We start from the raw sequence: 21,482 nt of genomic DNA, 5'->3' as shown, positions 1-21,482 counted from the left end.
GTATATAGAAAATGCTTGAAGGTTTTTAAAAACAGGTTCAGCGTGAGCAGATAGAGCTTTGCTGGAGGATGCTATGAGTCAGTTAATTGTAGGTTCAAACCGTAAAATTGATCCGACGCGGCGTTTGCATTTGAAACCGGATAATACGCCTGATGATAATGACCGGGTGGAAATAGGCCCGACGGCTTTAGCTTTTGAAGAATGGAAACAGCTAGGGCTTACCGCTCCAGATATGCCTGCATTGCGGGCTTATCGGCTTGAGCGTTTGCAACAACAGATACGCAAACATGATTGCGCGGGTCTGCTACTGTTTGACCCGCTGAATATCCGCTATGCCACCGATACGACCAATATGCAGTTATGGACGTCGCATAATATGGCGCGTGCCTGTTTCGTACCCCCCGAAGGTAAGATGATTCTGTGGGATTTTCATAATTGTGAACATCTATCGGCGCATTTACCGCTGGTGGGTGAACTTCGTGGTGGCGCCAGTTTCTTTTATTTTGAAACAGGTGACAGGACCGCTGAGGCAGCGAAAGCCTTTGCCGATCAGATGGTCGATATCATGCACCGTTATGCGCCAGGCAATAAACGTCTGGCTGTCGATAAAATGGAAAATCTTGGCTATGCCGCTTTGGTGGGACTTGGCGTCGAGGTGCTTGAAGGGCAGGTGCTAACTGAACACGGGCGATCGATCAAGAATGAGAATGAACTGAATGCCATGCGCTGTGCGATTGCCACATGCGAATTAGCTGTTGAAGAAATGCGCGATGAAATGCGTGCCGGCATTAGTGAAAATGAATTATGGGCAGTATTGCATGCAGGCAATATCAAGCGTGGGGGTGAATGGATTGAAACGCGGATCCTGTCATCAGGCCCCCGCACTAATCCGTGGTTTCAGGAATGTGGCCCACGAATCATGCAGGATGGTGATCTGATGGCCTTTGATACTGATCTTGTGGGCACCTATGGTTATTGTTGTGATATTTCGCGCACATGGCTGGTGGGTGATGGGTCACCACGTGACACGCAAAAACATCTTTACCAGGTGGCCTATGACCATGTGATGACCAATATCGGGCTGATCGAGCCTGGTATGCGTTTTTCCGACATGACCCGCATTGCGCATCGGCTACCCGAAGAATACCGCGCCTTGCGTTATGGTGTGCTGGCGCATGGTGTTGGGCTATGTGACGAATATCCGTCTGTGCGCTATCCGGAAGATGTCGAACATCATGGCTATGGCGGTTGTTTTGAGGTTGGTATGACTTTGTGTGTTGAAGCCTATGTCGGGGCTGTTGGTGGCCGTGATGGTGTGAAGCTGGAAGAACAGGTGGTGGTGACCGATCAAGGCGCGATTCCGCTTTCGACATATCGTTATGAAGACGCGTTTCTGTCTTAAACCCTAGGTGCAGAGCTTTACGCGCTGTTTCTAGGTGGTGGCCGCATTCAGGATTTTTTGACAATGCCGATATGCGGCAGATTGCGGCCTTGCTGGGCAAAATCGATGCCATAGCCAATCACGAACTCATCTGGGATATCAAACCCAATCCAGTCAATGTCAACATCGACTTCGCGTCGTGATGGCTTGTTTAATAGGGTGCAGATGGCAATTGATTTTGGTTGGCGTGTCTGCAGGATTTTTAAAACCTGTGACAATGTGTGGCCAGTATCGATGATATCCTCGACGATCAACACATCACGGTCTTTGATTGACCCATCCAGATCATTCAGGATGCGAACCTGACGCGATGATTCCATTTTATCGCCATAGGAAGATACTGTCATGAAATCGACCTCGACCGGCAGATCAAGCCGGCGCACAAGATCGGCAATGAAAATGAACGAGCCACGCAACAAGCCAACAACAACAAGCTGATCGGTGCCGCTATAGTGATCCGAAATAATATGTGCCAGCTGATTGGTGCGTGCCTCAATTTCAGTTTCGGTAATCAGTATTTCAATTTCGTGCTGGCTGGACAATACAGTCATGAGGTAAGCTATTCCCACTTGATTGGATGGCCCGAAGGCGATCATTATGAGACTGAGTATAGTCAGCATTCGCAAAATGACTAGGTTCAATTCAACGTCAATAGTATATTTTAGATCAATCCAAAGGGTAGTCAAATGGCAAAGGTAGCATTTCTGGGTCTCGGCGTTATGGGTTTCCCCATGGCAGGTCATATCGCAGCGGCAGGGCATGAGGTTACGGTCTATAACCGCACAACATCTAAAGCTGAAAGCTGGGTGGCTAAACATGGTGGTGCATTGGCTCCGACACCAGCTTTGGCCGCGGCTGGGGCGGATTTCGTATTTGCCTGTGTTGGCGATGATCCAGATGCGCTGGCAGTGGCGCTGGGTGACGATGGCGCGTTTGGCGCGATGCGTGACGGCGCTGTCTATATTGATAATAGTACAGTGTCGGCGGATGTCGCCCGGCAACTTGACGCGGCGGCGCGGGCGCATAATTTTGCGTCACTTGACGCGCCAGTGTCAGGTGGGCAGGCAGGTGCTGAAAATGGCAAGCTGACAGTGATGATTGGTGGCGATGATGACGCCTTTGCCACGGCTTTGCCGGTGATCGAATGCTATAGTGCGCGCGTTGTGCATATGGGCGGTGCTGGCAAAGGCCAGCAAGCCAAGATGGCGAATCAGATCTGTATCGCTGGTCTGGTTCAAGGTCTGTCCGAAGCCTTGAATTTTGCTACAGAAGCGGGTCTTGATACGGATAAATTGCTCGAGGCGATTTCAGGCGGCGCGGCGCAATCATGGCAGATGGTCAATCGCGGCCATACGATGGTAGCGAACGAATTTGATTTTGGCTTTGCCGTTGACTGGATGCGCAAGGATTTGCGGATCTGTCTGGCCGAAGCGGCGCAGAATGGTGCCCCACTGCCAGTCACGAAAATTGTTGCTGGCTATTATGACGAGCTGAGTGCCGATGGCCATGGCCGGAATGACACATCCAGCCTGATCCGGCGGTTACGGAAAACCTAGCTTTGTAAATCATGCGTATGAAAAAGGCCGGATTTCTCCGGCCTTTTTTCATGGTGCAAGGGGGGTGATTAGTCACCAATACAAAGCAATTTGATTTCCAGAAATTCATCGATACCGTATTTTGAACCTTCGCGGCCAAGACCCGAATTTTTGACCCCGCCAAATGGCCCCACTTCGGATGAAAAAATACCCGTATTGACTGAGACAATGCCATATTCAAGCGCCTCACTAACACGAAATAGGCGGGCAGAATCTTTAGTGAAGAGATAGGCCGCCAGACCAAATTCAGTATCATTAGCGGCGGCGATCACCTCGGCTTCATCGGAGAATTTGAACAGGCCAGCAACAGGACCAAAGGTTTCCTCGCTAAATAGCTGCATCGATTTATCCATATCGGTCAGCACGGTTGGCGCAAAGAAGGTGCCACCACGTTCATGTGGCACACCGCCAGTTGTGACGGTTGCACCTTTGGCGCGGGCGTCATCGATATGGGCGACGATTTTGGCAAAGCCTTGTTCGTCAATGATCGGCCCCTGCTCGACGCCAGCATCCATACCGTCACCGACTTTCATGCTGGCGACGCGCGCGGTCAGTTTTTTGGCAAAGGCATCGTAAATGCCATCCTGAACAAAAATCCGGTTTGCACAAACACAAGTCTGCCCTGCATTGCGGAATTTTGACAGCAAAGCACCTTCGACAGCGTCATCAAGATCGGCATCATCAAACACAATCAGTGGGGCGTTACCGCCTAGCTCAAGGCTCATCTTCTTGACTGTATCGGCGCATTCGCGCATCAGGATACGGCCAACTTCGGTTGATCCGGTAAAGGTCATCTTGCGGATGCGTGGATCATCGCATAAGGCTTTGCCAATGGCGGGGGCATCCATGCCAGTGACAATATTCAAAATGCCTGCTGGAATGCCCGCTTCATGCGCCAATACCGCCAGTGCAAGTGCTGACAAAGGTGTCTGTTCAGCCGGTTTCAGCACACAGGCGCATCCGGCGGCGATGCCCGGTGCCACCTTGCGGGTGATCATGGCATTAGGAAAATTCCACGGCGTGATCGCACCAAACACACCAATAGGCTGCTTCAATGTGAGCATACGCTTGCCTGGTATAGGGCTTTCCAGAACATCACCGCTAATCCGGCGCGCTTCTTCGGCGAACCAGTCAATAAAGCTGGAACCATAGGCAATCTCGCCTTTGGCTTCGCTAAGCGGCTTGCCCATTTCGGTGGTCAGGATCACAGCCAAATCATCAGCATTCGCCATGGCCAGATCATACCATTTGCGCATAACCATCGCGCGATCCTTGGCGGTGCGCGCGGCCCATGCTTTTTGGGCTGGCACCGATGCGTCAATCGCCGCGGTAATTTCAGCTGCGCCCAGATCGGCAACCTGTGCAATCACGTCGCCTGATACCGGATTATGTACAGCAAAGGTTTTCCCATCAGCCGCCGATACCCACGCACCATTGATATAGGCTTGGGATCGCAATAAAGCAGGGTTTTTTAAGTGCATCGAATTATCTCCATCTATGTCTTCCAGATCAGGTTGAATTTGTTCATGCACCGAGTGTGTATGATTTTCAAGTTATTACGTCTTGTCCACACGCAGGGGCAAGGGGCGGTAATGCATATTATCAAAAGGCGCGCCATCCTTGCCAAGGCGATGTGCCCGTGCGACTTCGATATAATGATGTGCCGAGCGTTGATTGAATGTCAGTTCTTTAGCTGTCAGATCGCGCATTTTCTTGGCTGGTCTGCCAGCCCATAATTCACCAGCCGGAATGGTCTTGCCCGCTGTCAGCATGGCTCCGGCAGCCAGCATACCAGTCGTTTCAATGGTGGCACCATCCATGACAATGGCACCCATGCCAACAAAGCCATAATCGCCAATCGTGCAAGCGTGAATAATCGCGCCATGACCGATAGTGACAAAATTACCGATGATTGTCGGGTATGTGATGCTGTCTATATGGACACAGCTATTATCCTGGATATTAGTGCCTTCGCCGATGGTGATATAGTTATTATCGCCCCGTATGGTGACGTGATGCCAGATACTGCTGTTTTTGCCGATGCGCACGGCACCAATGATGGCAGCGGTTGCGGCCATAAAGACCGTCATGTCAATTTCGGGTGATATCCCCATGAATGGCGCAATATATGGCTTATGCGGCGAGGCCGGCATATTATCGCTGTCTTCGGTCATCAGTTTTATCTCTTATCTGTTGGCTCTTAGTCTGTCGGCTCTTGTCTGTCGGTGTCCCTGCTTGCACCATCTGGCTGAGTGCGGACATCAAATTTGATTACAAGAATAATATACATTTTTTCATCTTAATGTTTATCGAAAATGAAATGAGGTGTATGTAGGGAATAGAATAATTTCTCGTAACATCCGGAGGCTGATATGGCATTCACACTACCCGACCTACCTTATTCACATGATGCGTTAGCCGAACTTGGCATGAGCGCAGAAACCCTAGAATACCATCATGACCTGCATCACAACGCCTATGTCGTTAATGGCAACAAGCTGGTTGCGGGCACCGAGTGGGAAAATAAATCACTCGAAGACATCATTACCGGCACTTATCAAGCCGATGCGGTAGCGCAGAACGGTATATTTAATAATGCGTCACAGCACTGGAACCATATGCAATTCTGGGAGATGATGGGACCTGGCAAAAGCGCTATGCCATCTGAGTTGGAAAAAGCACTGATTGAGAGCTTTGGCAGTGTTGATGCGTTTACCGATGCGTTTAAAGCTGCGGGCGCGTCGCAATTTGGTTCTGGCTGGTGCTGGTTGGTAAAGAATGCCGATGGTGGTTTACAAGTCACCAAGACCGAAAATGGCGTTAATCCCCTATGTTTTGGTCAGACAGCTTTGCTCGGTTGTGATGTATGGGAACATTCCTATTATATCGATTTTCGAAATAAGCGTCCTGATTACCTGTCGAATTTCCTCGATAATCTGGTCAATTGGGAATTTGTGGCGGCACAACTCTAGCCATAATGTCGTCGTGACATGATCTAACATGATTGAACCCGCCAGGATCACTTGGCGGGTTCTGTCGTTTTTACGGCTGATTTTTGCCATATTTTGAAGTTAAGTTAAGCGAATCGAAAGTCTGCTTTTCGAAATGACTAACTATCAGACTATTGAACCACACCATCTTAAACAAAGGAAAGATAATGCTAGGACTCATTTTAGTGGTTGGGCTTGTGGCGGCATTTACATCAGATAATGTCCAAGAGTTCCGTGAACATAGTAACGGTAATGCGGTTTATGAATGGGCTGTTGTATCGCCCTGTCCAACAGGCATGCGTCAATCGGGATTCGCATTAGCGCCAACGGGGACGGTCGCCTTAAAACAGGTTAACCGTGATGGTACAGTTGGTAATGTCTGTGTGCCTGAATAGACGTAATTAGGCTCTAATTCTTGCCGTCTTGGGTTAGCTTATTCACCCGAAGCCGTAGCGCGTTAAGGCGGATAAAACCGTGCGCGTCGCTATGATCGTAATCAACGGCACCTTCTTCAAAGGTGACCAGATCGGCATTGTAAAGTGAATTAGGTGATTTGCGGCCTGTTACAATGACATTGCCTTTATAAAGGCGCAACCGCACGACACCATTGACCAGATCACGGCAGCTATCGATAGCCGCTTGAAGCATTTCACGTTCAGGCGAGAACCAAAACCCATTATAAATAAGTTCAGCATAGCGCGGCATCAGTTCGTCTTTTTGATGGGCAGCACCCCGATCAAGCGTGATTGATTCCATCGCCCGTCGCGCGGTCAGCAAAACAGTGCCGCCAGGCGTTTCATAAACGCCGCGTGACTTCATGCCAACAAAGCGGTTTTCCACCAGATCAAGCCGGCCAATGCCGTTAGCCCCACCAAGTTCATTCAGCTTGGTCAGCAAGGTGGCAGGCGACATTTCAATCCCATCAATGGCGACAGGATCACCTGATTTAAAGGTGATTTCGATTTCAGTGGCCTTGTTTGGCGCGTCCTCTGGCGACACGCTACGCGAGAATACATATTCTTCTGGCGCGACCCATGGGTCTTCCAACACTTTTCCTTCAGCCGAAATATGAAGCAGATTGGCATCTACGCTAAACGGGGCTTCGCCTCGTTTATCTTTTGGAATGGGTATCTGGTTTTGTTCGGCATAAGCAATCAGCTTTGTGCGTGAGCCAAGATCCCACTCACGCCATGGCGCGATGACTTTGATATCAGGCTGTAGCGCATAATAGGCTAGTTCGAAACGAACCTGGTCGTTGCCTTTGCCTGTGGCACCATGTGATACAGCTTCGGCACCGACTTCGCGGGCAATTTCAATCTGGCGTTTTGCAATCAGCGGGCGCGCGATCGAGGTGCCAAGAAGATAGCATCCCTCATAAAGCGGATTAGCGCGAAACATTGGAAACACATAGTCACGGACAAATTCTTCGCGTAAATCTTCAATATAGATTTGCTTTATGCCCATGAGTTCGGCTTTGGCGCGTGCCGGTTCTATATCTTCACCCTGGCCAATATCGGCGGTAAAGGTTACAACCTCTGCGTTATAGTGATCTTGCAACCACCGCAGAATGACCGATGTGTCCAAACCACCAGAATAGGCGAGAACAACTTTTTTTATATTTTGCGTGCTCATGAGGCATGTCATAGCCGATAGATCGTCCTATCGCAACTGTATCTTCTAAACTTCGCGCAATAGAGGGCCCGGTTTATGGCCAAGGGTTTTAACCGCGCCCGCAAGACCTAGTAAAGCTGTTGCTCCTGCGCCTGCCAATGTGGTGATCAGAACCAGCATAATATCAAGCTCGAATTCGATATTCAAAATTTGGGCAACCAGACCATAGCTGGCTAGTGACCCAATGATGGCCGCCGCAATACCCGCCAAAATACCAAGGAAGGCATATTCCAGAAACCAAGCAATGCTGATCGATAATCGGGTGGCACCAAGCACTTTTAAAATCACACTATCCGAAAGGCGCTGGGCTTCGGTGCTGGCAACCGTACCTGCCAAAACGGCAATCCCAGCAACCAGTGTCACAAGCGCGGTGATCTGGACAGCCCCACCAAGCAAGCCAATGACGCGTTGTGCCACGCGCACCGCTTCTTTGACCGACACTGCCGAAACATTTGAAAATTGATTGGTCACTGCGCGTTCGACCGCGTCCGTAGCATCATCATCCACAGCGTCGGTTGTGGCGATCCAGCTATGCGGTGCTTTATCCAGAACGCCTGGCGACAGCACGAACAGGAAATTGATATTGAAACTTTGCCATTCAATATCGCGGAAATTGACAATCTTTGCCGTAACATTGCGCCCCAAAACATTGACGCTGATAGTATCACCAAGAACCAACCCAAACTCGTCAGCTTCTTCCTTGGCCATCGATACAAGTGGCGGCCCTTTATAATCGTCTGGCCACCATGTCCCTTCGACAATATTGCTACCTTTCGGCGGGGTGGCTGACCAGGTCAGGGCACGATCACCACGCAAGACCCATTCCGCGCCGGGAGGCGCATCAATCTCTGATGATAAAACGCCATTTAGCGCTGATACGCGCCCCCGCAACATAGGCGTTTTGGTGATGTTCGAAATGCCTGTAATATTGCTCGCAATGGTCTCAAAAGCATCAATCTGATGCGGCTGGATATCGATGAAAAACCAGGCTGGCGCATCTTCGGCGACACGCGCATCAATCTGCCGGTTCAGATTAGCCTCGCTTACCGATACGGCGACCAGAACTGATAGGCCAAGCCCAAAGGCAATAACCATTGACCGTACTGGTGACCCCGGTCTGGTGATGGCTGACAAGGCAAGGCGAATGGGAACAATTTGCGGGGCTGGTATCCGGCGTAGGACAAAGACCATCGCATCACCAAGTCCCGCCAACAGGAAAAGCGACAGGATCGACCCGCCAATAAAACTGACCGTCATCAGCAGATTGCCAGTGGCCAGAAAAGCCAGCACGCTCAAGGCGATAACGGCTATCAGGCTGATGCCCACATAAAGCGGCTTGGGTAAACCGCCTGGCATATCATTCAGACTGCGGAACAGATGCGCCGCACGCACTTCTTCTGCTTTGGCAAGCGGCCATAAAGCAAATAGAAATGAGGTGCCGATGCCAAAGCCAGCAGCGATGAGTAGAGGTCTGGGATAAAGTGTTATATCAAGTGGCACGGTCACATAACTCGAGAGGATGTCGATGGCAAAAAGAGGCGCAACGGCACCCACTGTCACGCCAGCTATGACGCCAACCATGGCGATCGACATAACCTGAAGCAGATAGATGCGAAAAATCAGCTTGGATGGTGCCCCAAGACATTTCAACGTCGCGATCACCGGCATCCGGCTGGTTAGCCATGCGCGCACAGCACCAGCAACGCCAAGGCCACCAATAAGCAAAGCTGTCAAACCAACAAGCACCAGAAAAATTTCAGCTTGATTGATGAATGTATCAAATCCAGGTGCCGCATCAAGTAGGTTGCGTACACGGACATGAGTGCTTTGCGCGCGCGCAAGCAAAGCGCTGGTAACAGCATCATTATCAACGGGGTTGTCGAGGATGAGGCGTGTTTTGTAACTGATGAATGAACCTGGTTGTTGTAATCCTGTCTCAGCAAGGGTGTCATTTGATATCAAGACACGCGGCCCAAAGCTGACAAAGCTGATTGATCGATCAGGCTCGGTGACCAGATTGGCCGCAATGCGCACAGTTGTATCACCAAGACGGGCTTCGTCACCAATTTCAAGGTTAAGGGAACGTAAAAGCGACGGGTCTGCAACAACGCCTTTATCTGCGAGCGCTGCTGATAATGATGGTGCGCCTTCAATGTCGACATTACCGACCAATGGCCACATATCATCAACAGCTTTTAATTCGACAAGCTTGCGCTGGTCTGTGGCTTGAAGCATGGCGCGCATCTGAACCACTTGTGACACTGTGCCATAGTCTTGAGCCATGGATATGATTTCGGTGTCAGGCGGTGTGTGCCGACTGCTAAGCTCAATATCTCCACCCAGCAAAACACGTGCATTATTGGCAATACCATTGCGCATGGCATCGGCAACTGACCCAACCGTTCCGATAGCGGCAACACCTAATAATAAGGCGCCCAAAAATACCCGGAACCGACGTAGGCTACCGCGCATCTCACGGCGCGCAAATCGCCAAGCGAGGGTCCAGCTTGATGCGCTATCTTCGATAGTGATGTTTGTATCGGGGATCATGACGTTAGCCTGTAGCTTTCTGTTTGCTGTCGGTAGCAAGCTTGCCATCTTCAATTTGGATGATGCGGCTACAACGTGCTGCGAGGCCAGCATCATGTGTCACGAGTATCAAGGCAGCACCAGCATTAGCCGCACTTTCAAACAGCGTTTTGATAACTTTTTCGCCTGTTGTGCTGTCAAGATTTCCGGTCGGTTCGTCAGCCAGCAGGATGCGGGGATTGGGGGCGATTGCCCGGGCAATCGCGACGCGCTGCTGTTCGCCTCCTGACATCTGATCAGGTAAGTGATGAAGCCGGTGGCCAAGGCCGACTGACTCCAGCGCTGCGCTAGCGCGAGCTGTTGCATCGCTGTCGCCAGCTAGTTCAAGCGGAATCGAAACATTCTGCAAGGCTGTCATAGACGCGATCAGGCGGAATGCTTGAAAAACAATGCCGACTTTGTCACGGCGCAATGCGGCCAAGGCATCTTCAGGCATATTTGTAATGTCATAATCGGCTAATGCGATGGTGCCGCCGGTGACATTTTCCAGCCCAGCCATGACCATCAAAAGGCTGGTTTTACCAGCGCCACTTGCCCCCAATACACCAACTGTTTCCCCTGCATCAATGCACAGATTGATGCCTTTTAACACATCGACCCGTTTGGCTTTTTCACCAAAGCTAAGCTGGGCATTACGTAGATCAATCACGGGTGTGGGCGTGATGCTAGCTGAATTATCCTGAAGATTGGTCATATAGCGTCCTTGATGTTCTGGTCAAATGGGCGTTGATGGATTGTACTCGTGTTGGTGTATGATAGGGCTTTGAAGTATTTTTAATGTCATTTATTGATCCTGCATCAGATTGCAGTTAAGCGATGCTATGGACAATGATGCTGTGAACCCCCATTTCAATGTAACTAGCTTATTGTCTGATAGGCGTAATAGCCTATGATGTTGAAATCTGAATAAAGATATGGTGCTGAATTTGGGCTTTATCAATCGCTATGTGCACTTTTTTTACCAGTCGGTATTGGTGCTTCTATTTGTATTTGTGACTGGCTTTGGTGTTGGCTTGAAACAACCGGCATTAGCGGATGATATGCCGGTGCGGATTCTGGTGCTTGGAGACTCGCTAGTGGCAGGGCATGGATTGCCACAAGGCAAGGCGTTTCCCGAGATGTTGCAGCAGGCACTTTTGCAGGATGGCGTTGCGGTATCAGTGATCAATGCAGGCGTATCTGGCGATACAACAGCAGGCGGATTAGCACGGATTGACTGGTCATTGGATGGTAATCCAGATGCGGCGATCATTGTGCTTGGGGGCAATGATTTGCTTCGTGGACTTGATCCTGATGCCACCTATCGCAATTTGGAGGCGATCATAAATCGCTTTAAGGCCGAGAATATGGCTGTGCTTCTGGCGGGGATGCAGGCACCACGCAATTTTGGCACTGATTATGTTGATGATTTCGATCAGGTCTATACGCGTCTTGCGGCACGTGGGGATGTGGTTTTTTATCCGTTCTTTCTTGATGGTGTGGCGATGGTGCCAGATTTAAATCTGAGTGACGGCATGCACCCAAATGAAGCCGGTATCAGTGAGATAACCAAGCGTATCATGCCATTTGTGCGGGCGTTGCTAGCTAAAACACCCTGAGTCATTACTGCGTAAGGCACAATAATCTGTCATGTCATTTTAAGAGCAAAAGCTTTTGTTGTGGCTTTTTGCTGGTTTGGTTCTGAAAATCTTTGCATCGCTCTGCTACCTGCCGTAAAACACACGTAAGACAATATATTTATAGGTGTGGTTGCCTGTTAAGGACACTAATTTTGCCATAATTGATTTGTTCAATTGAGCTATTAATTCTGGTGGGCAATTCAGGTGGATTCCTGACCGCTCAATAATCAAGGATATGGGGATATCGGAAAAGATGAATAAAGGGACTAATCAATTTTTTAAGATGCTGTGGCTGATACCGTTTCTTGGTATATTTTTGACCGCTGTCACGCCATCAATGGCAGCATCAGAGCCGATTGAAATGCTGGTTTCAAAAGATTGGGGTGCCTATCGTTATAATGATAATGGTGTTCGTGTTTGCTTCATAAGTAGCGCACCTAAAAAAAGCGTTGGTAAATATGACCCTGACAATCGTGGCGAAACGCGTATTTTTGTTTCGCATGGACCTGGCAAAGCAGAGCGTAATGTGGTTCAGGTCATCGCTGGTTACAACTACAAAAAACAATCGGATGTGACAGTCAAAATTGATAAGCGCAAATTTACCTTATTCACAATTGAAGATCGCGCTTATGCCGAAAGCGAAGAAGATGACGATGCGATGATCACGGCGATGAAACGTGGTGCCACAATGTCGATCATTGGCACATCCAGCCGTGGAACAGTCACCACAGACACTTATTCATTGTCCGGATTTACCAAAACCAAATCAGTTATAGATAAGACCTGCAAGTGACCGACCAGACCGTGCCACCTGTTTCTGACGCCGACCAACGCATAAATTTGCTTGGGCTTTCACAGGTTGTGCTTGAGGCGCAAATTGTCGCCGCTGGCTTGCCGAAGTTTCGTGCCAAGCAGATTTGGCGCTGGGTTTGGCGACATGGTTTAACAAATTTTGACGAAATGTCTGATCTTGGCAAGCCCGTGCGCGAACAGTTGGCGACTATGTATAAGGCCGACCGTCCTGCCGTATCGCAACGTCTGAATTCAAAAGATGGCACGATTAAATGGCTGTTACGGTTTCCTGATGGTAACGAAGCCGAGGCGGTTTATATTCCGGATAAGACACGCGGTACTTTATGTATTTCATCACAGGTTGGCTGTACTTTGACATGTAGCTTTTGTCATACAGGCACCCAGAAGCTGGTGCGTAATCTGACTGTGGATGAAATTTGTGGCCAAGTCATGCTGGCAATGGATGAGTTGGCCGACTGGCCAGCTGGGCGAGATGGCCGCAAGCTGACGAATATTGTCTTGATGGGTATGGGTGAACCGCTTTTCAATTATGAAAATGTTGCCGAGGCGATGCGCATCATCATGAGTGGTGAGGGTGTCGCGATATCAAAGCGCCGGATCACATTATCGACATCGGGTGTGGTGCCTGAAATCAAACGGGCAGGCGAAGAGCTGGGCGTAAATTTGGCTATCTCGCTTCACGCAACACGTGACGAATTACGCGACGAGCTGGTGCCAATCAACCGCAAATACAAGCTTGCCGCCTTGATCGACGCATGTCGAAATTATCCGGGGCTTTCGAATGCACGCCGGATCACATGGGAATATGTCATGCTTGATGGCGTTAATGACAGTGATGAGGATTGTCGGCAGCTTTTAGCGCTTATAAAAGGCATACCTTCGAAGCTGAATTTAATACCCTTTAACCCGTGGCCAGGCAGCCCATATGTCTGTTCTAAAGGGGATCGCATAGATGCCTTTGCCAAGCGTGTTTTAAAGGCAGGCTATGCATCGCCAGTGCGAACACCTCGTGGCCGTGACATTCTTGCGGCATGTGGGCAATTAAAATCGGCATCCCAGCGGGTTCCTCGCCAAAAGAAAGCAAAAACAACTGAAACTGCATCGGCTTAATATCTTGATAATAGCCGGCCAGATGACTATCTTCTAAATACATTCTTACCATTTTGGAGGTAACAAAATGCAAGACAACAGATTTATGAATACAGCCGCGGCACAATCCGCGCAAATCGATACAGGGCTTCGAAGCTATATGCTGGGCGTGTATAATCACATGACCACGGCATTATTGCTGACTGGCTTTTTCGCCTTTGCCATGAAATGGGCGGTTATGACCGTACCTGCTGTTGGCCAACTGGTTTATGGCACACCCTTAAAATGGGTTGTGATGTTGGCTCCATTGGGCATGGTGTTCTGGCTTTCAGCGCGCATGAATGCGATGTCGGCAACCAAGGCGCGGAATATGTTCTATATTTATGGTGCCTTGATGGGGCTTTCGCTTGCGTCAATTCTGTTTGTCTATACAGGCGCTAGCGTGGCACGGGCATTTTTCATTACAGCCGGTGCCTTTGCGGGTCTCAGCCTGTATGGATATTCAACAAAGCGTAGCCTGTCTGCAATGGGTTCATTTATGGTCATTGGCCTGTTTGGCCTGATCATCGCATCTGTGGTGAATATATTCATGGCATCAAGCCAGCTGGAATTCGTGATTTCAGTAGGTGGTGTGTTGATCTTTGCTGGCTTAACCGCGTGGGATACACAGCGCATTAAGGCTATGTATATGGCCGGGGACAGTAGTGAAGAGGCAAATAAGAAATCGATCTTTGGTGCTTTGATGCTGTATCTTGATTTTATCAATATGTTCTTGTTTATCTTGCGTCTGTTTGGAAATCGCGAATAGGCCTGATGGTAAAGTGAAACATCTTGCGCCCGGCCCCAACAGGTGTCGGGCGTATTTTATTGAATGGAGAGGTTGATGCAGAATCTTGATGCGGTTTTAAAACAGCATGCTGCACAATCAGATATAGATGCGGACGTCGCGCGCGCGGTAAATGGTTTGGCACTTGCGGCGGCGTCGATTTCAAAGCTAATCCGGACACCTGATAGCGCTACTAATCTTGGCGCCATCAAAGGCAGTGCAAATGCTGATGGTGATGATCAAAAAGCACTTGATGTACTAGCTGATGACGTTATTACGGCACAGTTGCACGCCGCTGGGGTGGCTATCTATCTGTCCGAAGAACAAGATACGCCCATTCCGCTTCATGCTGACGGCACACTGATTGTTGCCAGTGACCCGCTTGATGGCTCATCAAATATTGACACAAATGTTTCGATCGGCACAATTTTTTCGATCATGCTTGCCGTAGGGGGACCCTTACAATGCGGGCGCGACCAGCTTGCTGCTGGATTTTTTGTATATGGGCCGCAGACAACCTTATTATTAACGCTGGGTGATGGTGTGCTGGCATTTCAGATGGATGACGATGGCTGTTTTTGCGATATGGGTTGGCAGGTGGCTTTGCCCGCAGATACTCAGGAATTTGGCATAAACGCCTCGAACCAGCGACATTGGTATGCGCCAGTAAAAGCCTATATCGATGCTTGTCTTGATGGCCGTGATGGTGAGCTAAAACGAAATTATAATATGCGTTGGGTTGGATCGCTTGTCGCGGATGCTTGGCGGATTTTCCGTCGTGGCGGGGTGTTTCTGTATCCAGCTGATCGCCGCGATGGCTATTCTCAAGGGCGATTGCGGCTGGTTTATGAAGCTAATCCGGTGGCCATGCTGGTTGAGCAGGCAGGTGGTAAGGCGACCAACGGCACGGAGTCTATTTTAGACATACAGCCCCAAGATTTACATGAACGTGTTGCTTTTATCTTTGGATCAATGAATGAAGTTGACGTTATAATTGGTTATCATTCATAAATAGATTACCCAACTGGAGAGATTATGAAATGTTGATTTCGCTACGACAGCTACTTGATGACGCGGCCGAATATGGCTACGGCGTTCCAGCTTTCAACATTAATAATATGGAACAGGGTCTGGCGATTCTGCAGGCGGCTGATAAGGTTGATGCCCCTGTGATTATTCAGGCAAGTCGGGGTGCACGAGCCTATGCTGGCGATATCATGTTACAGGCGATGGTCAAGGCGCTTGCAGAGATGTACCCGCATATTCCGGTCTGTATGCATCAAGACCATGGTAATAATGAAGCGACCTGTATGACCGCTATCCAATATGGCTTTACCTCGGTGATGATGGATGGCTCGTTAGAAGCTGATGCCAAGACGCCAGCTAGCTATGACTATAATATGGATATCACCCGTAGAGTTACCGAAATGGCACATTATGCGGGTGCGTCGGTCGAAGGTGAGCTTGGCGTGCTTGGTTCGCTTGAGACAGGTGAAGGTGAACAAGAAGATGGGCATGGTGCGACTGGCAAATTATCTGAAGACCAGTTGTTGACAGATCCCGATCAGGCGGTGGATTTTGTGGCGCAGACAAAGGTGGATGCGCTGGCCATTGCAATGGGCACAAGCCATGGTGCCTATAAATTCACCCGCCAACCTGATGGTGACATTCTGGCGATGAATGTGGTTGAGGAAATCAACCGACGGCTTCCCAATGTTCATTTGGTGATGCATGGCTCTTCAAGTGTGCCGCAAGATTTACAGGATATTTTCAATGCCCATGGCGGTGAAATGCCACAAACATGGGGTGTGCCAATAGCTGAAATCGAGCGGGGCATCAAACATGGTGTGCGTAAGATCAATATCGACACGGATTGCCGGTTGGCGATGCTTGGCGCGATGCGTAAGGTAACAACCGAAAACCGGTCTGAATTTGATCCGCGCAAAGTGCTGAAACCAGCAATGGAGGCGATGCAGGCCTTGTGTGTTGATCGCTTTGAACGGTTTGGTACGGCAGGAAATGCAACGCGCATTCAGCCTATGTCATTAGCGGCCATGGCACGTCGATATGCAGATAATAGCCTTGATCCGGTGATCGGCTAGATAGCCTAGGTATCGTCTTCCTGTTCGGCATTCAAAATGGCGCGTAAGCCGCTTTCATAGTCAGGATATAATAAATCAATATCAAGTTCTGGTTTGATGACGCGCGATCCAACCTTGCGACGTGAGACATAAAAGCTGCGCGCCATCGGGCTAAGTTTCGCCTGCTCGAGGGTTTGCGGTTCTGGCGGTGCAAGGTTGATAAGCTTGGCGGCGTATCGCACGACATCACCTTGGGGCGCAGGCTTGTGATCAGCCAGATTGATAATCCGTCTTGGACGTGGTTGCTTGATGGCCGCGATAATGATCCGGCAAATATCGTCAAGATGGATGCGGTTAAATACCTGCCCTTCGCGGGTGATAATACGGGCGGTGCCATTGCGAAGCCCGTCAAAGGGGCTGCGCCCAGGACCATAAATACCAGCAACCCGGAATATTTCGCTATTTAATAATTCCTGCCAGCGTTGCTCGGCAATTACGCGTGCCTTGCCTCGTTCGGTGGCAGGGGCTGGCGGAGTATCTTCAAAACAGAAATCATCAGGTTGATCAGGATAAACCGAGGTAGCCGAGACATAGCCGCTCCAGCCATTGAAATCCGCCAGCACATCGCCATGCGCATCCAGAACTGGATCTGTGCCACCAATCGCGGTGATGGTTGTCAGAACAGCATCAACATCTTTAAGTGTGGCTTCGGGATCAGCTAGGGGTTCGTCGGTGCTGAAAGGGAAAATATCCCAGCCAGCGGCCGCTTGCCTTGATAATTTGGCAGGATCACGGGTAGTGCCTTTTATATGCCAGCCCTGTTCCGCTAGCATATGCCCAAGCCGCGTCCCGACATAACCAAGACCAAAAATGAAAATGACAGGCTTTGGTTGCATCTTTGTGACCTATGACTCAGGCAAATCTGGCATTGGGCCTGCGATTAGTGCCGCATCAATCCGGCGCCCTTGCCAGTCAATTCGCCAATCCAAATGAGGGCCAGTTGAACGACCTGTCGAGCCAAGCGTGCCTATCAACCCTCCACGTTCAACTTTATCACCAACGCTTACAGCCATTTCATCTAGATGCAAAAAGGTTGAATTAACGCCAAGCCCATGGTTCAAAATCACCGTCAGGCCGGAAAAATAAAGATCATAGGCAAGTGTAACTGTGCCACTGGCAGGGGCATGAACAGGTGTGCCCAATGGTGCAGCGATATCAATGCCATAATGCGGTGCCCGGGGCTTGCCGTTTAAAATACGCTGACTGCCATAAACCCCTGAGATACGCCCCAGAACCGGCCAGTCAAGACCGCGCCAGAAATCCCCTATTGGGGCTGGCATATCGCGCGCTTTGCGCACTTTTTGGGAGTCAGCCTTGATCCGGTCAAGCACCTTTTGTGGTGGTGTCACCATTGATTTTTTCAACCCGTCAATGCGCTGGATATTATAGTCACGCTGGGCGGGTGATAGGATTGTGGTTGCGATTGAACCATTACCATCCGTTATGCTGAGTGTGGCATCATCATCAGAGTCACGGTGAAAACCAATCACAAACAAGCCATCATCGGCGACGGTGATAGGCGTGCCGTCAAATGTCACTTTATGATTTGGCGCAGCTCGTGCAATGATTAAATGCCCCTCAAGCGGATAACCTGAAATGACATCAGCGCCATTAATTACGAAAAAGGGGTTGGTCGATTGCGCGTGCAAGCTGGTAGCGCTTGTTGCTGATATAATAAGAGCAAAAAACAGAGCCAGAATACGATAACTATTACGAATTGATCTTGGATAAATCATTGAGCAAGGCTAGCATGTAAAATCGAAAATAACACCCCGTCAGGGCTAATCTATTATCCTTATTTTCTATCGAAGAGAGAAGTTATATGTCTGCATCATCACCTACCCATGAACATGTTGTTATTATCGGCGCTGGTGCTGCGGGTCTTAGTGCTGGTATATATACGGCGCGCGCCAATCTTTCGCCTGTGATTATCGCTGGATTACAGCCCGGTGGGCAGATGACAATTACCACTGATGTAGAAAACTATCCGGGATTCGCTGATGTTATTCAGGGACCATGGTTGATGACCGAAATGCAAGCGCAGGCCGAAAATGTAGGGACACGGGTGATCTATGATCTTGTAACGAATATCGATGCCAGCACACGTCCGTTTCATATCAGTTTGGATTCAGGCGCATCAATGACCGCCGATGTCGTGATTTTGGCAACAGGCGCGCAGGCACGCTGGCTGGGCATTGCCTCCGAACAAACCTTTAATGGCCGCGGCGTATCAGCCTGTGCCACCTGTGATGGATTCTTTTATAAAGGACGTGATGTTGCTGTTATTGGCGGTGGTAATACGGCAGTTGAGGAAGCGCTGTATCTGGCAAATATATGTAATAAGGTCACGCTGGTGCATCGCCGCGATAGTTTGCGCGCTGAACAGATCATGCAGGAACGCCTGTTGAAAAAGGACAATATCAGCGTTGAATGGAATCGTGAAGTTACCGAAGTTCTGGGAGATGATGGTGGCGTAACGGGTGTCCGTTTGACCTCAACAACAGGTGAGGCCGATAAAGAAATATCTGTCCATGGTATGTTTGTTGCTATCGGACATGATCCAGCAACCGCCGCTTTTAAAGAGGCGGTCGAGCTTGATGATGAAGGCTATATCATTGCGGAAAAGGGCGGCACGAGGACATCTGTAGATGGTATCTTTGCCGCTGGGGACTGTGTCGATAAAATTTACCGGCAAGCCGTAACCGCGGCAGGTATGGGATGTATGGCCGCGCTTGATGCGGAACGCTGGCTTGGCGAACAAAGCTAGCCAGCGGCGAAAGCAGGTGTTTTGGAGCTTGGTTCACGTATCAACCAGTTTATAACAAAAGCAAAGACACCAAAGCCGACATTCAGCCACCACATGGCTTCGTAATTACCATAGGCATCATACCAGAGGCCACCAACCCACGCGCCGACAAATGAGCCGATCTGGTGCGAGAGAAATACAACGCCATAGAGCATGCTGACATATTTGGGGCCAAAGAAAACCACGATCAGGCCACTGGTCAGGGGTATTGTGCCTAGCCATAAAAGCCCCATGGCCGCGCCAAAGAGCAATACCGAAACTGGCGTGACAGGCGTCAAGATAAAGACAGCTATGGCAAGGCCGCGCAATAAATACACGCTAGCCAGCACGTTTTTCTTGGACGTTATATCGCCAAGCCAGCCGCATATGAAGGCGCCTATTATGTTGAATAAACCTATCAGCGCCAGCGCCCAACCAGCTACATCAAGACCAATGTCAGCATCAGCAAGGTAGGTTGGCAAATGCGTTGTTATAAAAACCAACTGAAGACCGCATACAAAAAAACCAGTGGTCAACAGGATATAATCACGACTTGAAACCGCGCTTCGTAATGCACTGGCGGCCGTCAAATGGGCAATATCTGAAACGCTGGCTTTGTTCTGGTCTGACTGGCCATCGCCACGCAAGCCCAGTGACATGGCAACCATAGAAGCCATGATCACAGATAAAATAATAAGCGCTGTTTGCCATCCATAGTTTGACATCAATTCCTGGGTGAAGGGGACAAGCGCAAATTGGCCAAAGGAGCCAAAGCTGGTAACGAGGCCAAGCGCTAATGACCTTTTTTCGGGCGGCGCGGCGCGGGCAACCGCACCAACAGCAATTGAAATACCAGCACTACCCAATCCCATACCAATGAAAATTTGGCCAATAAGCACACCCGCTTCAGTCACATATAAGGCCATTGATAGCAGGCCGATGGCATAGAGCAAGGCGCCACATGCCGCCACACGCCACGAACCATATCTATCCGCAACAGCGCCAAAGAATGGTGATGATATGCCCCACACAATATTCTGGCAAGCAATGGCAAGCGAGAAAAACTGCAAGCCAGTGCCAAGTTCGTTCGAGACAGGCAGGACAAAAAGACCAAAGACTTGGCGAATGCCAAGCGTTGCAGAAACCATCGCCGATCCAGCGAGCAGGATTATAATCCATGCGCTGGGCTTAGAAAATAGTAACATCATACGTCTCCAGCCTTGAAAGCCAGTTACGTTGGCCTTTTGCTGGAGTAACAGAGTTTTATTCGTTGAGCAACCGAACAGCCTGAACCTGCGGGCCGCGACCAGAATCATCAACTTTCACAAGTAGCTTCTGTCCTTGCAGAAGTGAGTGGAAACCACAATCACTAAGCACTCGGGAATGAACGAAAACATCATCGTCAATATTCTCGGCAGTGACAAAACCATAGCCACGAACATCATTGAAAAATTTGACTACAGCGCGGACTTCATCTTCCCCTGGCGCTGATGCCATTGGTGGTGCCGGACTGACAGGCCGTTCAACCGTCAGCAAATCCTGAATGACTTTTCCATGTTCGTTTTCTGTGAGCGACACGCTCACCCGGTCACCAGTCAAAAGCCGTATCAAACCAAATCGATCAAGTGTTGATCGGTGCAGAAAGATTTCGGTATCGTCAATTTTTACGAACCCATAACCTTTGCGTTCATTGTACCAGACCAGTTCCCCTTCTTTTATTTCACGGGACGGTGCGCTGGGAACCAGATCTTCACCATTTTCGGAATTTTCAACGTCTGACGACTTTACCGACTTAGTATCTTTTGCCATAGGTATCACCCACAATATTCAACATTAATCTGCTCTATGACCACATAAAACAATATGTATATTTTGTTGCTTTTTAATGACCTTATACAAGCATCATAAATGATAATTATGGGG

General features: G+C 49.5%; 21 protein-coding genes. 11 read left to right on the top strand and 10 right to left on the bottom strand.

The window, feature by feature from the left end; genetic code table 11:
• Window positions 1-73 precede the first annotated feature (73 nt).
• Window positions 74-1,402 carry a M24 family metallopeptidase gene (locus tag ACTF7Q_RS00425; RefSeq protein WP_438995885.1) on the top strand — a complete coding sequence of 443 codons (1,329 nt, stop codon included), beginning with the start codon at window positions 74-76 and terminating at the stop codon, window positions 1,400-1,402.
• A gap of 47 nt (window positions 1,403-1,449) precedes the next feature.
• Here the strand turns inward: ACTF7Q_RS00425 and hpt are convergent, their stop codons facing one another.
• Window positions 1,450-1,992: a hypoxanthine phosphoribosyltransferase gene (gene hpt / locus ACTF7Q_RS00420; RefSeq protein WP_438995884.1), complete on the bottom strand. Its 543-nt coding sequence runs from the start codon at window positions 1,990-1,992 to the stop codon at window positions 1,450-1,452.
• A 135-nt stretch (window positions 1,993-2,127) separates the two neighbouring features.
• Between hpt and ACTF7Q_RS00415 the strand changes: the two genes are divergently transcribed.
• Window positions 2,128-2,997 (top strand): NAD(P)-dependent oxidoreductase, encoded by an 870-nt coding sequence (locus ACTF7Q_RS00415; RefSeq protein ID WP_438995883.1) that lies wholly within the window; start codon window positions 2,128-2,130, stop codon window positions 2,995-2,997.
• A gap of 68 nt (window positions 2,998-3,065) precedes the next feature.
• On the opposite strand, the gene ACTF7Q_RS00410 is transcribed toward ACTF7Q_RS00415, so the two are convergent.
• Both ACTF7Q_RS00410 and ACTF7Q_RS00405 read right to left on the bottom strand, forming a co-directional pair.
• Window positions 3,066-4,517, bottom strand: a complete 1,452-nt coding sequence (locus ACTF7Q_RS00410) for an NAD-dependent succinate-semialdehyde dehydrogenase (protein WP_438995882.1) — start codon at window positions 4,515-4,517, stop codon at window positions 3,066-3,068.
• 75 nt (window positions 4,518-4,592) lie between these two features.
• Window positions 4,593-5,210, bottom strand: coding sequence for a gamma carbonic anhydrase family protein (locus ACTF7Q_RS00405; RefSeq protein ID WP_438995881.1), 618 nt, complete (start codon window positions 5,208-5,210; stop codon window positions 4,593-4,595).
• Window positions 5,211-5,408: 198 nt separating this feature from the next.
• Between ACTF7Q_RS00405 and ACTF7Q_RS00400 the strand changes: the two genes are divergently transcribed.
• Window positions 5,409-6,008 (top strand): superoxide dismutase, encoded by a 600-nt coding sequence (locus tag ACTF7Q_RS00400; RefSeq protein ID WP_438995880.1) that lies wholly within the window; start codon window positions 5,409-5,411, stop codon window positions 6,006-6,008.
• Window positions 6,009-6,193: 185 nt separating this feature from the next.
• Complete coding sequence (locus ACTF7Q_RS00395) at window positions 6,194-6,421, top strand: hypothetical protein (RefSeq protein ID WP_438995879.1); 228 nt, start codon at window positions 6,194-6,196, stop codon at window positions 6,419-6,421.
• Between the two features lie 13 nt (window positions 6,422-6,434).
• Here the strand turns inward: ACTF7Q_RS00395 and ACTF7Q_RS00390 are convergent, their stop codons facing one another.
• From ACTF7Q_RS00390 to ACTF7Q_RS00380, 3 genes are read right to left on the bottom strand one after another with little or no spacing between them, the layout of a single operon-like run.
• Complete coding sequence (locus ACTF7Q_RS00390) at window positions 6,435-7,658, bottom strand: argininosuccinate synthase (RefSeq protein ID WP_438995878.1); 1,224 nt, start codon at window positions 7,656-7,658, stop codon at window positions 6,435-6,437.
• 45 nt (window positions 7,659-7,703) lie between these two features.
• Window positions 7,704-10,247 (bottom strand): ABC transporter permease, encoded by a 2,544-nt coding sequence (locus ACTF7Q_RS00385; RefSeq protein ID WP_438995877.1) that lies wholly within the window; start codon window positions 10,245-10,247, stop codon window positions 7,704-7,706.
• 4 nt (window positions 10,248-10,251) lie between these two features.
• Window positions 10,252-10,980, bottom strand: coding sequence for an ABC transporter ATP-binding protein (locus ACTF7Q_RS00380; protein WP_438995876.1), 729 nt, complete (start codon window positions 10,978-10,980; stop codon window positions 10,252-10,254).
• Between the two features lie 220 nt (window positions 10,981-11,200).
• Here ACTF7Q_RS00380 and ACTF7Q_RS00375 point away from each other — a divergent pair, with 220 nt between their 5' ends.
• From ACTF7Q_RS00375 to fba, 6 genes are all read left to right on the top strand, one after another.
• A complete protein-coding gene (locus ACTF7Q_RS00375) occupies window positions 11,201-11,884 on the top strand; it encodes an arylesterase (RefSeq protein ID WP_438995875.1) in 684 nt (227 codons plus the stop codon).
• A gap of 274 nt (window positions 11,885-12,158) precedes the next feature.
• A complete protein-coding gene (locus ACTF7Q_RS00370) occupies window positions 12,159-12,698 on the top strand; it encodes an invasion associated locus B family protein (RefSeq protein ID WP_438995874.1) in 540 nt (179 codons plus the stop codon).
• Window positions 12,695-13,828 carry a 23S rRNA (adenine(2503)-C(2))-methyltransferase RlmN gene (gene rlmN, locus ACTF7Q_RS00365; RefSeq protein ID WP_438995873.1) on the top strand — a complete coding sequence of 378 codons (1,134 nt, stop codon included), beginning with the start codon at window positions 12,695-12,697 and terminating at the stop codon, window positions 13,826-13,828. The genes ACTF7Q_RS00370 and rlmN overlap by 4 nt, the downstream gene beginning before the upstream one ends.
• Before the next feature lie 67 nt (window positions 13,829-13,895).
• Window positions 13,896-14,615 (top strand): Bax inhibitor-1/YccA family protein, encoded by a 720-nt coding sequence (locus ACTF7Q_RS00360; RefSeq protein ID WP_438995872.1) that lies wholly within the window; start codon window positions 13,896-13,898, stop codon window positions 14,613-14,615.
• Window positions 14,616-14,690: 75 nt separating this feature from the next.
• Window positions 14,691-15,644: a class 1 fructose-bisphosphatase gene (locus ACTF7Q_RS00355; protein ID WP_438995871.1), complete on the top strand. Its 954-nt coding sequence runs from the start codon at window positions 14,691-14,693 to the stop codon at window positions 15,642-15,644.
• A 29-nt stretch (window positions 15,645-15,673) separates the two neighbouring features.
• Entirely contained in the window at window positions 15,674-16,735 is a 1,062-nt protein-coding gene (gene fba / locus ACTF7Q_RS00350) for a class II fructose-bisphosphate aldolase (protein ID WP_438995870.1), read from the top strand.
• Window positions 16,736-16,740: 5 nt separating this feature from the next.
• Here the strand turns inward: fba and ACTF7Q_RS00345 are convergent, their stop codons facing one another.
• Together ACTF7Q_RS00345 and ACTF7Q_RS00340 are read right to left on the bottom strand one after the other, a co-directional pair.
• Complete coding sequence (locus ACTF7Q_RS00345; RefSeq protein WP_438995869.1) at window positions 16,741-17,610, bottom strand: SDR family oxidoreductase; 870 nt, start codon at window positions 17,608-17,610, stop codon at window positions 16,741-16,743.
• Window positions 17,611-17,619: 9 nt separating this feature from the next.
• Window positions 17,620-18,510, bottom strand: coding sequence for a M23 family metallopeptidase (locus tag ACTF7Q_RS00340; protein WP_438995868.1), 891 nt, complete (start codon window positions 18,508-18,510; stop codon window positions 17,620-17,622).
• A gap of 86 nt (window positions 18,511-18,596) precedes the next feature.
• Here ACTF7Q_RS00340 and trxB point away from each other — a divergent pair, with 86 nt between their 5' ends.
• A complete protein-coding gene (gene trxB, locus ACTF7Q_RS00335; protein ID WP_438995867.1) occupies window positions 18,597-19,541 on the top strand; it encodes a thioredoxin-disulfide reductase in 945 nt (314 codons plus the stop codon).
• Here the strand turns inward: trxB and ACTF7Q_RS00330 are convergent.
• The gene (locus ACTF7Q_RS00330; protein ID WP_438995866.1) at window positions 19,538-20,764 is read right to left on the bottom strand and encodes an MFS transporter; all 1,227 of its coding nucleotides are present in this window, start codon (window positions 20,762-20,764) and stop codon (window positions 19,538-19,540) included. The two genes, trxB and ACTF7Q_RS00330, sit on opposite strands and share 4 nt — an antisense overlap.
• Before the next feature lie 58 nt (window positions 20,765-20,822).
• Complete coding sequence (locus ACTF7Q_RS00325; RefSeq protein WP_438995865.1) at window positions 20,823-21,368, bottom strand: cold-shock protein; 546 nt, start codon at window positions 21,366-21,368, stop codon at window positions 20,823-20,825.
• Between the last annotated feature and the right edge of the window lie 114 nt (window positions 21,369-21,482).

This window comes from Puniceispirillum sp. (SeqCode) (genome assembly GCF_965657105.1).
Taxonomy (GTDB): Bacteria; Pseudomonadota; Alphaproteobacteria; order Puniceispirillales; family Puniceispirillaceae; genus Puniceispirillum.
Note: the sequence above shows the minus strand (reverse complement) of the source record. Positions and strands in the feature narration are given on the sequence as shown.

Bases quoted from the DNA above. Each gene is read 5' to 3' on its own strand.
- ACTF7Q_RS00360 (WP_438995872.1), top strand. From the start codon at position 13,896: ATGCAAGACAACAGATTTATGAATACAGCCGCGGCACAATCCGCGCAA.
- ACTF7Q_RS00415 (WP_438995883.1), top strand. From the start codon at position 2,128: ATGGCAAAGGTAGCATTTCTGGGTCTCGGCGTTATGGGTTTCCCCATG.
- ACTF7Q_RS00340 (WP_438995868.1), bottom strand. From the start codon at position 18,510: ATGATTTATCCAAGATCAATTCGTAATAGTTATCGTATTCTGGCTCTG.
- ACTF7Q_RS00355 (WP_438995871.1), top strand. From the start codon at position 14,691: ATGCAGAATCTTGATGCGGTTTTAAAACAGCATGCTGCACAATCAGAT.
- ACTF7Q_RS00410 (WP_438995882.1), bottom strand. From the start codon at position 4,517: ATGCACTTAAAAAACCCTGCTTTATTGCGATCCCAAGCCTATATCAAT.
- ACTF7Q_RS00405 (WP_438995881.1), bottom strand. From the start codon at position 5,210: ATGACCGAAGACAGCGATAATATGCCGGCCTCGCCGCATAAGCCATAT.
- fba (WP_438995870.1), top strand. From the start codon at position 15,674: ATGTTGATTTCGCTACGACAGCTACTTGATGACGCGGCCGAATATGGC.
- ACTF7Q_RS00400 (WP_438995880.1), top strand. From the start codon at position 5,409: ATGGCATTCACACTACCCGACCTACCTTATTCACATGATGCGTTAGCC.
- ACTF7Q_RS00375 (WP_438995875.1), top strand. From the start codon at position 11,201: ATGGTGCTGAATTTGGGCTTTATCAATCGCTATGTGCACTTTTTTTAC.
- trxB (WP_438995867.1), top strand. From the start codon at position 18,597: ATGTCTGCATCATCACCTACCCATGAACATGTTGTTATTATCGGCGCT.
- ACTF7Q_RS00390 (WP_438995878.1), bottom strand. From the start codon at position 7,658: ATGAGCACGCAAAATATAAAAAAAGTTGTTCTCGCCTATTCTGGTGGT.
- ACTF7Q_RS00380 (WP_438995876.1), bottom strand. From the start codon at position 10,980: ATGACCAATCTTCAGGATAATTCAGCTAGCATCACGCCCACACCCGTG.
- hpt (WP_438995884.1), bottom strand. From the start codon at position 1,992: ATGACTGTATTGTCCAGCCAGCACGAAATTGAAATACTGATTACCGAA.
- ACTF7Q_RS00325 (WP_438995865.1), bottom strand. From the start codon at position 21,368: ATGGCAAAAGATACTAAGTCGGTAAAGTCGTCAGACGTTGAAAATTCC.
- ACTF7Q_RS00425 (WP_438995885.1), top strand. From the start codon at position 74: ATGAGTCAGTTAATTGTAGGTTCAAACCGTAAAATTGATCCGACGCGG.
- ACTF7Q_RS00330 (WP_438995866.1), bottom strand. From the start codon at position 20,764: ATGTTACTATTTTCTAAGCCCAGCGCATGGATTATAATCCTGCTCGCT.
- ACTF7Q_RS00385 (WP_438995877.1), bottom strand. From the start codon at position 10,247: ATGATCCCCGATACAAACATCACTATCGAAGATAGCGCATCAAGCTGG.
- ACTF7Q_RS00370 (WP_438995874.1), top strand. From the start codon at position 12,159: ATGAATAAAGGGACTAATCAATTTTTTAAGATGCTGTGGCTGATACCG.
- ACTF7Q_RS00395 (WP_438995879.1), top strand. From the start codon at position 6,194: ATGCTAGGACTCATTTTAGTGGTTGGGCTTGTGGCGGCATTTACATCA.
- ACTF7Q_RS00345 (WP_438995869.1), bottom strand. From the start codon at position 17,610: ATGCAACCAAAGCCTGTCATTTTCATTTTTGGTCTTGGTTATGTCGGG.